Origin of the sequence: Nonlabens sp. (assembly GCF_039941875.1) — a bacterium.
Taxonomy (GTDB): Bacteria; Bacteroidota; Bacteroidia; order Flavobacteriales; family Flavobacteriaceae; genus Nonlabens.
Window position 1 is genome coordinate 41,640 of sequence record NZ_JBDVDQ010000001.1, and the last position, 12,388, is coordinate 54,027.

At 34.0% G+C, this 12,388-nt stretch carries 14 protein-coding genes; 7 read left to right on the top strand and 7 right to left on the bottom strand.

Features of this window, described 5'->3' with window-relative positions:
- Window positions 1-12 precede the first annotated feature (12 nt).
- Both ABJF08_RS00180 and ABJF08_RS00185 read left to right on the top strand, forming a co-directional pair.
- Entirely contained in the window at window positions 13-723 is a 711-nt protein-coding gene (locus tag ABJF08_RS00180) for a hypothetical protein (RefSeq protein WP_348114032.1), read from the top strand.
- The gene (locus ABJF08_RS00185) at window positions 707-1,498 is read left to right on the top strand and encodes an outer membrane beta-barrel protein (protein WP_348114033.1); all 792 of its coding nucleotides are present in this window, start codon (window positions 707-709) and stop codon (window positions 1,496-1,498) included. The genes ABJF08_RS00180 and ABJF08_RS00185 overlap by 17 nt, the downstream gene beginning before the upstream one ends.
- On the opposite strand, the gene ABJF08_RS00190 is transcribed toward ABJF08_RS00185, so the two are convergent.
- The 6 genes from ABJF08_RS00190 to udk form a co-directional block, all read right to left on the bottom strand.
- Window positions 1,495-2,613: an OmpA family protein gene (locus ABJF08_RS00190; RefSeq protein ID WP_348114034.1), complete on the bottom strand. Its 1,119-nt coding sequence runs from the start codon at window positions 2,611-2,613 to the stop codon at window positions 1,495-1,497. The genes ABJF08_RS00185 and ABJF08_RS00190 overlap by 4 nt on opposite strands.
- 182 nt (window positions 2,614-2,795) lie before the next feature.
- Complete coding sequence (gene scpA / locus ABJF08_RS00195) at window positions 2,796-4,922, bottom strand: methylmalonyl-CoA mutase (RefSeq protein ID WP_348114035.1); 2,127 nt, start codon at window positions 4,920-4,922, stop codon at window positions 2,796-2,798.
- Window positions 4,922-5,356, bottom strand: a complete 435-nt coding sequence (locus ABJF08_RS00200) for a hypothetical protein (protein ID WP_348114036.1) — start codon at window positions 5,354-5,356, stop codon at window positions 4,922-4,924. Before ABJF08_RS00200 ends, scpA begins: the two co-directional genes overlap by 1 nt.
- Before the next feature lie 53 nt (window positions 5,357-5,409).
- Entirely contained in the window at window positions 5,410-6,789 is a 1,380-nt protein-coding gene (locus ABJF08_RS00205; protein WP_348114037.1) for a methylmalonyl-CoA mutase subunit beta, read from the bottom strand.
- Window positions 6,782-7,117, bottom strand: a complete 336-nt coding sequence (locus ABJF08_RS00210) for a septum formation initiator family protein (RefSeq protein WP_348114038.1) — start codon at window positions 7,115-7,117, stop codon at window positions 6,782-6,784. The genes ABJF08_RS00205 and ABJF08_RS00210 overlap by 8 nt, the downstream gene beginning before the upstream one ends.
- An 18-nt stretch (window positions 7,118-7,135) precedes the next feature.
- Window positions 7,136-7,744: a uridine kinase gene (gene udk / locus ABJF08_RS00215; protein WP_348114039.1), complete on the bottom strand. Its 609-nt coding sequence runs from the start codon at window positions 7,742-7,744 to the stop codon at window positions 7,136-7,138.
- Between the two features lie 172 nt (window positions 7,745-7,916).
- Here udk and ung point away from each other — a divergent pair, with 172 nt between their 5' ends.
- The 3 genes from ung to ABJF08_RS00230 all read left to right on the top strand — a co-directional run bounded on the left by ung (window position 7,917) and on the right by ABJF08_RS00230 (window position 9,847).
- Window positions 7,917-8,582, top strand: coding sequence for a uracil-DNA glycosylase (ung, locus tag ABJF08_RS00220; RefSeq protein ID WP_348114040.1), 666 nt, complete (start codon window positions 7,917-7,919; stop codon window positions 8,580-8,582).
- 198 nt (window positions 8,583-8,780) lie between these two features.
- On the top strand, window positions 8,781-9,008 hold the full coding sequence (locus ABJF08_RS00225; protein WP_348114041.1) for a hypothetical protein: 228 nt from the start codon (window positions 8,781-8,783) through the stop codon (window positions 9,006-9,008).
- A 308-nt stretch (window positions 9,009-9,316) separates the two neighbouring features.
- Window positions 9,317-9,847 carry a methyltransferase gene (locus tag ABJF08_RS00230; protein ID WP_348114068.1) on the top strand — a complete coding sequence of 177 codons (531 nt, stop codon included), beginning with the start codon at window positions 9,317-9,319 and terminating at the stop codon, window positions 9,845-9,847.
- A gap of 106 nt (window positions 9,848-9,953) precedes the next feature.
- Here the strand turns inward: ABJF08_RS00230 and ABJF08_RS00235 are convergent, their stop codons facing one another.
- Entirely contained in the window at window positions 9,954-10,088 is a 135-nt protein-coding gene (locus ABJF08_RS00235) for a hypothetical protein (RefSeq protein WP_348114042.1), read from the bottom strand.
- Window positions 10,089-10,401: 313 nt separating this feature from the next.
- On the opposite strand from ABJF08_RS00235, the gene ABJF08_RS00240 reads away from it, so the two are divergent.
- Both ABJF08_RS00240 and ABJF08_RS00245 read left to right on the top strand, forming a co-directional pair.
- Window positions 10,402-11,550 (top strand): MFS transporter, encoded by a 1,149-nt coding sequence (locus tag ABJF08_RS00240; protein ID WP_348114043.1) that lies wholly within the window; start codon window positions 10,402-10,404, stop codon window positions 11,548-11,550.
- Between the two features lie 39 nt (window positions 11,551-11,589).
- Window positions 11,590-12,351 (top strand): helix-turn-helix domain-containing protein, encoded by a 762-nt coding sequence (locus ABJF08_RS00245; protein WP_348114044.1) that lies wholly within the window; start codon window positions 11,590-11,592, stop codon window positions 12,349-12,351.
- Window positions 12,352-12,388 lie beyond the last annotated feature (37 nt).

The window sequence follows — 12,388 nt, forward strand, 5'->3', positions numbered from 1 at the left end:
AAACCAACCTAGATGAAGAAGTTATACCTTCTACTGTTACCTATTATTCTAGTTTCTTGTGAGGCCAGACTAGACGACGATACACGAGCATTTTTTAAAACAAGAATAGTTGATTCTGATGGGTTACCTCTGGTAAACGCTTCGGTAGAAGTCACGACTTATAGGTCTTATGATTTCTTTTTAATTGATGGAGAGAATCTAGTAAAAACTTCAGCGCCTGACAGAGATTTTTTACTAGGTAAAGGAACAACAGATGAGAATGGAGAAGTTTCTTTTACCATGTTATTTGATACTGCCTATAGATATTATGTTCATATAAAAGGAGTTGATGATTCTAGTAAAATACTAGCTGTAGCAAGTGATAGTTTTAATCAAGATCTTACTCTAGATATTCCATTAATTACTATGACAGATATTGCAGATGTGGAATTAGAGTTTATCAATACATCTGGTACGACGAGTGTTTATGAGGTAACCGTTAATTACTTTGCGATTTATTGTGATGAATTGTACGAGAATAACTCATTTGTAAGAGATGAAAATTGTGAGTTAGAAGACGAGATTATGGATGTAGTAAATCAAACAACAGATGATGGTTTATTTGAATTTAGAGCATTTTATCCATCTGTTTTGGATGTAAATTACAGAGATGCCTCTGGAAATGAAGTGAATGAACAATTTACTATTAACAATCCTACAGAGCGCTATGAGATCAATTATTAATATAACGATAGTTGCTGTCATCGCTTTATGTAGTAGCTATGTAAGTGGTCAAGAAGATGAAATAAAGGCTATAAATAGTCTGCCAGATCGTGTATTTGCAGTAGATTTTTATTTGCAGCGCGCTTTACCTAGTGGCGATAACTTTGTAGGTAACGGTCTATCTAACGGTACAGGCTACGGAATAAGAATGCAATATGATATTTATAAAAACATTTATGCTGGAGGCGCACTGACTCAAGATTTTTTTAGTGTAAAAGATACAGATGCAATAGGAGAGTTTAATAGAGCTACTAAGTTTAATGCTTATCTATTCCTAGGTTATGATTATCAATTAAATGACGACTGGAATATCACTGCAGATCTAGGTTATGGATACAGTCAAAATAAGAATAGACAAAGCACAGAGCAAGGTGGTGGTAAATTTAAAGATACCGGCAATGTATTTAGAATAACGACTAGTATAGAATATAACTTATTTAGTGCTACATCATTGTATTTAAGCCCAAGTTATGAATCTATTTCCTATAACATAAAAAGTGCACCTGCGTTAGGAGATACTTTTGATAAAGGTAAATTTATAAATCTAGCTTTAGGTATTCGTTTTAACGTTAGAGATTATAGAAATGTACCTCTTAAAGATGCCGATAATCAAGAACTTATTGATTTGCAAAAAAGAGATCGTGATGATTTAAGTATATCAGAGAGAAGAAAACTTTATTTTTTAAAGAAAAGAGAAGCAAGAAGATTGCGCCGTGAGAGAAGAAGGAATAATTAATTACTCAATATAAACTCCACACGTCTATTTTTTGCTTGTGCATCTTCTGGCTCATTAGGATCGATGAGTTGTGATTCTCCATAGCCTCTGTAGTTGATTCTGTCTTTTGATACTCCTTTATTAATAAGGTAGTCTGCAACGCTTTTTGCTCTGTCTTCTGACAGTTTTTGATTATAGGCAGCGCTTCCTAAATAGTCGGTATGACCATTTATAGTTACTTTTAAATCAGAATATGATTTTAAATATGTTACTAGCTCATCTAGTTCTTGAGTAGTTTTCTCAATCAATGTTGCTTTATCAAAATCAAAAAGAACTGATTTTAAGGTGTAAATTGAATTGAGTTTAAATGTAGATTCTTCTAACGGTATTTCTTTAATTACAGTCTTCGGCTTTTCAATTTCTATCGGTTGATCCATTCTTATTAATTGAACCTGATCTATATAATAATAGGCTTTTCTGATTTTAGGAATAAATCGTTGCTTCTTGATATCAGTTTGTTTATTTGACCTAAAATTACCTATGGTTAGATGGCTAGCAGCCTCTGTTGCAGTAAATTCTTCTGAGAGTTCTATCCAGTTCTCTTTGTCGTTGAGATAATCGCCATTAGAAAGTTCTATTTTGAATAGTTTAGTTTTTTTATTGCGTATTCGTTTTCTACTTATATGGAACGTTCCCCACGATTTAATTTTAGAATCTGAAAATAATATTTGTAAGTCTTTTAACGCCATGTCAGAATTGTCAGCAAGAGATACTTGAAAGGAAATCTTATAGGTAGACCCTACAACTAAGGGTTCTGATAGCTCACCTTGAATATATTCTCTATAATCGTCTATACCATAAAAGTAGCAACCTGCGTAGTTGCTTCCATTAAACGGTAATTGATTTCCTTGATAATTATCTGATGCTTGCACGTCTTTGAAGTCGGCACAGTCATTAAAAAGATCACTTGAACCACTCGTAGGAACGTTCCAAAATTTTACATTTTTATTAAATTTTTCAAGATCATTTGCGCAGGTTACCGTTTCTTCAAAACTACCGTTTAGGACTAGGTTTTGTGAGAAGCAAATGTTAGCTATTAAGAAAATAAATAGGGCAGAAGCGAGGCTAGGTTTCAAGATATAAAGGTTGGTTACTTTTATAAAGCAGTTTTTAAACAAATATTGTTTAAAGCTACTATTTAATATCTAGAATTTATTAAACTGACTTATAAGAATGCAAAAAGCTAAGCAGAATACTTGGCTTTTCAGTTATTTAATAATTAGTGATTTTAAAATCTTAACTAAATGTTCTAATTGAACTATTCTTCCGGTAATAACAATCCTAAAATATCGATGGCAGCCTCGCTAATTTTAGTTCCAGGACCGAAGACTGCAGCAACTCCTGAGTCAAATAGAAACTGATAATCCTTGCGTGGTATAACGCCACCTACCACGATCATGATGTCCTCACGGTCGTATTTTTTAAGTTCTTCCATAACCTGCGGCACAAGTGTTTTGTGACCTGCAGCTAGTGATGAAACTCCTAAAACATGCACATCGTTTTCTACGGCTTGTTTGGCAGCTTCGGCAGGTGTTTGAAATAATGGACCTATATCTACGTCAAAACCTACGTCTGCATACCCAGTAGCGACTACTTTGGCACCTCGATCGTGTCCGTCTTGTCCCATTTTTGCGATCATGATTCTAGGTCTACGTCCTTCGATTTTTGCAAATTGGTCTGCTAGTTGTTGCGCTTTCGCGAAAGCGGAATCATTCATAATCTCTTTCTTATATACTCCTTGTACACTTTTTATAGTCGCTCTATAACGACCGTAAACCTCTTCTAAAGCATCTGAAATTTCGCCTAGTGTAGCTCGTTCTCTTGCCGCATCGACAGCAAGTTCTAGTAGGTTACCTTTTTTAGTTCTAGCACAATCTGTCAGTGCTTTTAAAGCTTTTTCAACTTTTTGAGTATCTCTAGTTGCTTTAATATCAGTTAATCTGTCGATTTGCTCAATACGTACTGCGGCATTATCTACCTCTAGAGTGTCTATGTTATCTTCGTCAGGACTAGGATATTTATTCACACCTACAATGGTGTCTATTCCAGAGTCGATGCGGGCTTGTTTCTTTGCAGCGGCTTCTTCTATGCGCATTTTAGGAATTCCGGCCTCGATGGCTTTAGTCATACCGCCCAGTTCTTCTACTTCTTCAATAAGTTCCCAAGCCTTATCGGCAATTTGATCTGTAAGAGATTCTACATAATAAGAACCAGCCCATGGATCTACGGTTTTTGTAATACCAGTTTCTTCTTGTAAAAATAACTGTGTATTTCTAGCAATACGTGCAGAGAAATCTGTAGGTAAAGCAATAGCCTCGTCTAGCGCATTAGTATGTAAACTCTGTGTACCACCGAATGCGGCTGCACTTGCCTCAATAGCAGTTCTCGCCACGTTATTAAACGGATCTTGCTCTGTGAGTGACCAGCCAGATGTCTGACAGTGTGTTCTTAAAGCAAGAGATTTGGCGTTTTTAGGGTTGAACTGTTTGATCATTTTTGCCCAAAGCATACGTGCTGCACGCATTTTGGCAATTTCCATAAAGTGATTCATTCCTATTGCCCAAAAGAAAGATAGGCGAGGCGCAAAGGTGTCGATATCCATTCCTGCTGCTAGTCCTTTGCGTACATATTCTAGACCATCTGCAAGTGTGTAAGCGAGTTCTATATCGCTAGTCGCACCAGCTTCATACATATGATAACCAGATATAGAAATCGAGTTGAATTTAGGCATGTGCTGACTGGTATATTCAAATATATCTGAGATAATTTGCATACTAGGCGTAGGCGGATAGATATAGGTATTACGCACCATGAATTCTTTAAGAATATCATTCTGTATCGTACCACTCAATAGTTTTTGATCCACACCTTGTTCCATTGCGGCAACGATGTAAAATGCCATAATAGGTAAAACCGCACCATTCATGGTCATAGAAACAGACATTTTATCTAATGGAATAGAGTCAAAAAGGATTTTCATATCCTCAACACTATCTATGGCTACACCTGCTTTTCCTACATCACCTACCACACGATCGTGATCACTGTCATAACCTCTATGCGTTGCTAGGTCAAAGGCTACAGAAAGTCCCTTCTGACCAGCGGCAAGATTACGTTTATAAAAAGCATTAGACTCTGTTGCACTAGAAAAACCAGCATACTGTCTTACCGTCCATGGACGACGCACGTACATAGTAGAGTAGGGACCACGTAAGTTGGGTGCTATACCAGCTATAAAATCGAGATGTTCCAGATTTTCAACATCTTCTTTAGTGTACTCTTTTTTTATAGAAATACCTTCAGACGTTTCATAAACAGCGGTTTCTGATCGCTTTGTATGAAAATCGTAATTGGGTTTTATGTTGGAGATATTTTTTCTTTTCATTATTGGATCTTTTTAAGGATGGCAATAGTCTTTGTACTTGATTTAGAATTACTTTGTTTGATTGAAAACTGATTTGCATCTCCTTCAACAATAGTATATTGCGCCAAAGGTTGATCTTTACTAGTTTCCTGACCTAAGAAATTTACATAGAAATATAATTGGTCATTTTCTAACTTAAATGTTCTAGGTGTGGGCCATATACCTATCTCACTTTCGTGTTTTAGAATTTGATTCTCCGTAAAAGTCCATTTATCATCCTTTCTAAAAAAGTTAACTACCGAAAAATTATTTTTATTGACCCAAATACTTTCAGGTTCTTTATCCCATGCCTGTGTTGTTACTTCTTCTACGACCCAAGTTCCAACAATAGTGTCTTCATTCAAAAGATCAGAACAAGAAGTGAGGATTAAAAAAATAGCAAACATTATTATCATAAGGGTAGAATTAATTCTACTCTTATAAATGGATATAGAATCCGTACATCTCATTACAGCTTTGCTATTTCAGATTTCTCAAGCTCTTCAGTAATACGCTTGGTAATAATGGGTTGTATTAAAGTCTTGCGAGGTTCTATTTTTCTAAATGGTAAAATCTCATATTCTTTTTGCAATGGTAATGCTGCATTAGGATGTTTATTAGCTCCTATAAGAACTCGTTTTCCTGTATTGAAATCTTCTTGTTCTTGTTGTGCACTTTCTTTGATTTTGCGCTGTATAGTACCATCAAAAAGGGACTGTGTAAAACCACCTGCGTTCTCGATATCCTTAAATATTTCAAGTGCCTTTTCTACCAGTTGCTTGGTAATGGTGTCTATGTAATAAGAACCGTCTGCTGCATTTCCTATTTGATTGAGATAAGCCTCGTCTTTTAGAATTCTCAACTGATTGCGAGCAATACGGTCACCAAATTCATTTTCTTTATTAAAAAACGAGTCATACGGAATGTTACAAAGCGTGTCTGCACCACCTAAAATGGCACTCATACACTCTGTTGTAGTGCGCAACATATTTACATTATAATCCATTAAGGATTTATTGCGCAGACTAGGTGTTGCGGTAATATAACAGCCTAAATCGATTGCGTAAACATCTCCCAAAGTTTTGGTTAAAATGCGATAGGCACGATATTTTGCGATCTCAAAAAAGTAATTGCTACCTATAACCGTGTCTATGTTGATTCTTTTTCCCGCTTTCGCGAAAGCGGATAACGTACGACCTTCATTTAAATGATTTAAATACTCGTTAAGATGAGCTGTAAAATAAGCCAATTCTTGAGTAATGCTAGCACCAGCCTGTTGATAGGTAGAAGTGTTAATTGTGATGTTTGAGAAATAACCATCAAACTTATCGAGAAATGTGTCTAAGTTTTTATAGTCGTGATTTTTATTCTTAAACCAGTTTCCATCACTCGCTAGTTGATGTATAATATCTATGTGAACATAAGCACGTGGTGAAATTTGATGAATAGATTTTATATAATCTAGATCAAAAAAATGAGTGTGAATCTGTAAACCTACTTTAGGTAGGTCTCTTAATAAAAGAGTAGGATCTATGCTTGCGTTAGGGATGATGAATATAATTCCTTCACCACCACGATTTAAAATGTCTAGTGCTTTTTTATTTGCAGCTACAGCATTACCGGCATATACTTTTTGAGATATGTACCAGTCGTTAGTCTGTGTAGAACGATTAGTAATATTAATATGTGGTGCGCTCTCGCTATGATAAAACGGTTTTATATGAATACCTTCTCTAGTTGCGGTAATAAGAGTGTCGTTATAGTCTGCACCTTTAAGGTCCATCTGGATTTTCTGTTTCCACTGTGCTTCAGAAACAGCATCAAAATCTTTAAAAAGTTCTTTACTCATTTTCTTCAGTTTTTACAGAATCTGCGTGTTGAATGATAAATACTTCTTCATGTTCACGCTTCATTAAATAACGTTCTCTAGCATATTTTTCTAACCCTAAACTATCTTGTAGTGAAGCTATTTTTGCTTTGTCACGAGCGATACCCTTCCTATAGAACTCGGCATTTTCTTGCTTTTCAGCAAGTTGTTGGTCTATTTCTCTATGTGATGTCAACCATGCGTTGGCATCTAGAAAACATATCCAGATGACAAAAAAGATGGTGATGAGTGTGTATTTATTGCTAAAAAATATCCACCACGGATTAGTCTTTAATTGTTTCAATCCCATAACTGGAAATTTAAGAAATTATCCCAGCTTTTGATCTATAATAGTACGCAAGATCTTAACACCTACGGTATTAAATCTGTTTGTAGGGATAATCACGTCTGCATATGCTTTTGTGATTTCTATAAATTGTTGATGCATAGGTTTTAACGTAGTCTGGTAACGTTCTAAAACCTCATTAAGATCACGACCACGGTCTGCAATATCACGTTTTAATCTTCTAATTAATCGCTCATCGCTATCACAGTCTATGTATACTTTTATATCAAATAACTTGCGTATGCGTGGCATAGTAAGAATTAGAATACCTTCTACGATAACTACTTTACTAGGTTCGGTCTTTACCGTCTCACCAGTGCGGTTGTGTTCTACAAAGCTATAAACAGGTTGGTCTATAGTATTGCCTTTTTTTAATTCAAGTAAGTGTTTTTCTAAAAGATCAAAGTCTATGCTTTCTGGATGATCAAAATTGATTTGCGTACGTTCTTCATAAGTAAGATCGCTAGTATCTTTATAATAAGAATCTTGAGATATTACGGTTACTTCGTGATCAGGGTATTCATGAACCATTTGTTCTACCACTGTAGTTTTACCGCTACCTGTTCCACCGGCAATTCCTAATATAAGCATGAGATATTTTTGTTTTTGCAAAAGTACGGATTTAGGTTTGAGTTTTTAGGTTTTGATTTATAGAGCTTTTTATTTAGTTTTTCTATTCTTAATACCTTTAGAAAGGAACTTATTCAATAGTCTATGTGTAATTTTTTGTCAGGTATTTCTAACTTTACAAAAAAAAGAATTGATGAAAACGCAAATGGAGTCCGGCTGGAAACAGGTTTTGATAGATGAGTTAAGCAAACCTTATTATGAAGAATTGACCAGTTTTGTGAGTAAAGCTTATAAAGAAAAGGTTTGTTATCCTCCAGAGAATAAGATTTTTGCGGCTCTCAATCGTACTTCTTTTGATGAGATAAAAGTGGTTATAATAGGTCAAGACCCATATCACGGTGCTGGACAAGGTAATGGACTTTGCTTTTCAGTCTCTGATGGTGTAAAACATCCACCGAGTTTGATCAATATTTTTAAGGAGATATCCACAGATTTAAATCAACCATATCCAGATTCTGGTAATTTAGAACGCTGGGCAGATCAAGGTGTGTTGCTTTTAAACGCAGTACTTACCGTAGAAGAAAGTAAAGCAGGAAGTCACCAAAAAAAGGGCTGGGAAAAATTTACAGATGCTATTATCAAAAAAATCTCTCAAGAACGTAAAGATGTTGTGTTTCTATTATGGGGTGGATTTGCAAAAGGAAAAGCAAAACTTATTGATAAGAAAGCGCATCTTATATTAGAAAGTGGTCATCCATCACCATTAAGTGCAAACCGAGGATATTGGTTTGGGAATGGACACTTTTCAAAGACTAATGAATATTTAAAAGCAAAAGGAATGGAGCCTATTACATGGTAAAATTTGGTACTTAAATAATAGTGCACCAACTATTACAAATGATCTAGTCCTACAGCTATGAGAAACGGCTATACAAGTTTTTAATAGACTACTTTTACCTTCATACATACGACTCAATAACAAAGCAATCTTTTACTTTTTAATGTGAGCTTCTTTGTTTATTTCATAATGTAAAATTCTATAAATCAAATCTATATAATGATCAACGATATTCAATTAAACAAGCCAGAAGCTATAGATGTAACAGAAAGACCTGCATTTTATAATGCAGATTCTAATCTAGTCACTACTATGAACAACTTAGAAGAGGGCAAAGTAGTTTTAATAAGATCATTTTACAGTAACGGTTTAAACTTACTTAAGGAATTACATATACATCTTAGGAAGAAGTTACTTAATAAAACATACCAAGAGCAGCAAGTATAACGTGATACCTATCGCAAATTATCGAACCTAATTTTATTAGAAATAGTAGATAATAAGTTAGAGGTTGCAAAAGCACCATCCATAGGTTGGTTAGAAAAACTGTATCCAGAGGTTCAAAATTTTCATTTGACTCTGCCACAAGTACAAGGACTTAACAGCTCAAGGCAGTGGTATAAAAAAGGAATCTCAATACCTGTATTGCGCAATAAAATACATCCTTTTATGGAGTTTATTTTCCAACAAGATTTGAGCATTTAGAAGTTTTTGATAATTATTTAAAACGTTACGAAGGACCTAAAAAAGCTGCAATAGATGTAGGTGTAGGGTCTAGAGTTTTATCGTTACAAATGGTAAAGCATGGTTTTCAAAAAGTATACGGTACAGATGTAAACCCTAACGCTATAGTAGATCTTACTGAATTCATGGGAGAGACTAAACTATCGCGTAAGATAGAATTAGATTACGCACCACTTTTTGGGAAATTTGATAAACCAGTAGAACTTATTGTTTTTAATCCGCCGTGGTTACCAGCAGATAAAGATGTAGATGGTGTCGATGAAGCTATTTATTATCCAGAAGAAATGTTTCCAGCATTTTTTGAGGCTGCAAAGGAGCGTCTGTTGCCAGATGGTAAGTTAGTTATTATATTTTTTAACCTAGCTCAAATTACCAAGGTAACTACAGAGCACCCTATAGAGAATGAAATAGCAAATAACGATAGATTTGAACTAGAGAGAATCTTTAAAAAGAGAGTTAATTCAGCTTCAGAAAAAACAAAACGCAATCCACACTGGAGAGATTTAGAAGAAGTAGAGCTTTGGGAGCTGAAGCTTAAATAGATTCTTTAAATTAAATAAGCTATTTAATCCTGCGCTGTTCTTCTTCAGTGCGAGTGAAATACCAATAAATTACATAAAATATACTAAAAACGCCTGCTATAAATGCCTATAGTAGGCTTCTATTTCTGGTCCAAGAGCATACGACTGCCATAGAAGAGAAAATGGCTGTACCTGTAGATATTCCTGTAGAATAGTTAGTGGTGGTTATAGTTTCATGTATAGTTGTAAGTAACAATGTCATAATTGTTTTTTTTTCTTTTTTAATAGGAATGAATTAACGTCTCCATGTTAGGATGACTTATAGGTGAAATGAGTCATTTCTATAACAAACTTATTCAAATATATTCTAATGGTTTTTTATTTGAGCGATCTTATTAAGTTTTTGGATCTAAAACTATAAATGTAATCTAGATGGTTAAATGTTTTAAGTTTTCGCAATAGCGATATAAAAATTACTGCTTTTAATTTAAGGTATATTTTATAATTTCCATTTTTGCATAATATTTTAGAAAACAGGAACAACAGTTGCTAATTAAAAGATTGAATTTTGTAAAATGAATAATATATCTAAATTAGGAATTTTTACCATTCTTCTAGTCAGTAGTTTAACCATTATGGTAGGTACGGCTATAGCACCATCTTTATCTGGGATTATTAAAAATACAGATTTTAGCTTTTCACCCAGTTGGTTGATTACTTTACCATCCTTAGGAGTAGTAGTATTTGCACCGTTTATAGGCGGTATTTTAAAGAAATCAGGCAAATTCAATTTACTAATCATGGGATTAATACCCTATGCTGTATTAGGTGTCTTGGGGGCATTTATAAAGAACGATTATTTATTGATAATAGATAGGTTTCTTTTAGGAGGTGCAACAGTAATGGTACAAGTGTCTGTAACTGCATTTATTGCAGAGCTGTTTACTGGAGAAACGCGACTCAAAATGGTTTCTTGGCAAGTGATGTCTATAGAGTTAGGTGGTGTTGTATTTCTTGCTTTAGGAGGTGTATTAGGTGAGATAAATTGGCAATTCCCGTTTTATATTTATCTATTAGGTTTAGTTTGTTTTTTACTAGTTATAAAGTTTTTACCTAAGTCCAAAACAGTAATAGAAACAGAAGTGAGTGATGAACTTACTAAAATCCAAAATAAACTAGAAGTAAATGTCATACTTATGGCCACGTTACTTGCAATGATGTTGTTTTTTATAGGTTTTGTAACGATACCATTATACTTACCTAAATTTTTCAATTTTGATCAATCAGAGACAGGTTATTTAATGGCTTTTATTTCTTTTATAGCTATAATCACAGCTAGTCAAATGCCTAAAATGGTGCGCGCTTTAGGAGACGGTAAGACGGTAGCTCTAGGATTTATATTTTTTATGTTAGGATACTTCACTCTTTCTGTTGCGTTAAGCACACCTGTTTTAATTATTGCAGCATTATTGGTAGGTATAGGTTTTGGTTTTACCATTCCATTATTGAGTAATATGATAATAGATGCAAGTGATAAAAGCAATCAAGGAAAAAATTTAAGTTTACTATCGATGGCCATATTTGGAGGACAGTTTTTATCTACGTTTATTGAATACATCTCTGATGATTACAAATCGATTTATGGAATTACCGCAGCTCTTGCGTTTATAATAGCATTGGTACTTTTTTATCTTTTTCAAAAAATCACCAAGAATAGAATATAAAAGTTTTCTGCTTACTTTTGACTTATAGGTTGAGAGTAGATGAATAGCGTACAACAGAAGAATAAATTTCAAATCATAGAAAATTTTAAGATAGAGACTAGTATTTTATCTGATAACTCAATGGGAATTTATGTCAAGTTGATCTCAAATCATAAGATGGATATTCATTTTAAACCTTTAAATGAAACTTTCAAAAGTGAAGCTTTTAATGAGAACTCTGGTATTCTCATTAATTTTAAACGTGACTTAATAGACGAAGATGATATCGAGTATGCCTTAGATGTCATGTCTCTTTTTAATAAGTACCCTCAATTTCAACTGACCGCGATAGATGAAGTTTTAAAAGTAAATAATTTAATAAACTTACTTAAGGAAGAATATAATAGAGATGGAGCGTCTTATATTATGATTAAAACCTTACTTAAAGTACTGATTTTACATTTTATACGTTACCAAAACAATGAATTTTTAAAACAAGACTTAAATCAAAAGCGCGTTTTTCAATTTCTAGAGTTAATGGAAATACATTATCTAAACGAACAAAACCCAGAAGACTATGCGGTGCGTTTAGGTATAAGTCTAAAACGATTAAATCAAATACTACAAGAAAAACTGAGTTTAACAGCCAGACAGGTTATACTACAACGTATCATTACGGAAGCTAAAAGACTGTTGATCAAAGGAGAATTATCTGTAAAGGAGATCTCATACTTGCTATCCTTTGAATCTATAGGTAGTTTTTCAAGATTTTTTAAGAAGAATGTAGGTTATAGTCCTACTGCATTTAAAAGCGATAATTAAACTTTAATAGGAGTTGGTTAACTCGATATAATAATTT

Bases quoted from the DNA above. Each gene is read 5' to 3' on its own strand.
- ABJF08_RS00180 (WP_348114032.1), top strand. From the start codon at position 13: ATGAAGAAGTTATACCTTCTACTGTTACCTATTATTCTAGTTTCTTGT.
- ABJF08_RS00185 (WP_348114033.1), top strand. From the start codon at position 707: ATGAGATCAATTATTAATATAACGATAGTTGCTGTCATCGCTTTATGT.
- scpA (WP_348114035.1), bottom strand. From the start codon at position 4,922: ATGAAAAGAAAAAATATCTCCAACATAAAACCCAATTACGATTTTCAT.
- ABJF08_RS00200 (WP_348114036.1), bottom strand. From the start codon at position 5,356: ATGATAATAATGTTTGCTATTTTTTTAATCCTCACTTCTTGTTCTGAT.
- ABJF08_RS00205 (WP_348114037.1), bottom strand. From the start codon at position 6,789: ATGAGTAAAGAACTTTTTAAAGATTTTGATGCTGTTTCTGAAGCACAG.
- ABJF08_RS00210 (WP_348114038.1), bottom strand. From the start codon at position 7,117: ATGGGATTGAAACAATTAAAGACTAATCCGTGGTGGATATTTTTTAGC.
- udk (WP_348114039.1), bottom strand. From the start codon at position 7,744: ATGCTTATATTAGGAATTGCCGGTGGAACAGGTAGCGGTAAAACTACA.
- ung (WP_348114040.1), top strand. From the start codon at position 7,917: ATGAAAACGCAAATGGAGTCCGGCTGGAAACAGGTTTTGATAGATGAG.
- ABJF08_RS00225 (WP_348114041.1), top strand. From the start codon at position 8,781: ATGATCAACGATATTCAATTAAACAAGCCAGAAGCTATAGATGTAACA.
- ABJF08_RS00235 (WP_348114042.1), bottom strand. From the start codon at position 10,088: ATGACATTGTTACTTACAACTATACATGAAACTATAACCACCACTAAC.
- ABJF08_RS00240 (WP_348114043.1), top strand. From the start codon at position 10,402: ATGAATAATATATCTAAATTAGGAATTTTTACCATTCTTCTAGTCAGT.
- ABJF08_RS00245 (WP_348114044.1), top strand. From the start codon at position 11,590: ATGAATAGCGTACAACAGAAGAATAAATTTCAAATCATAGAAAATTTT.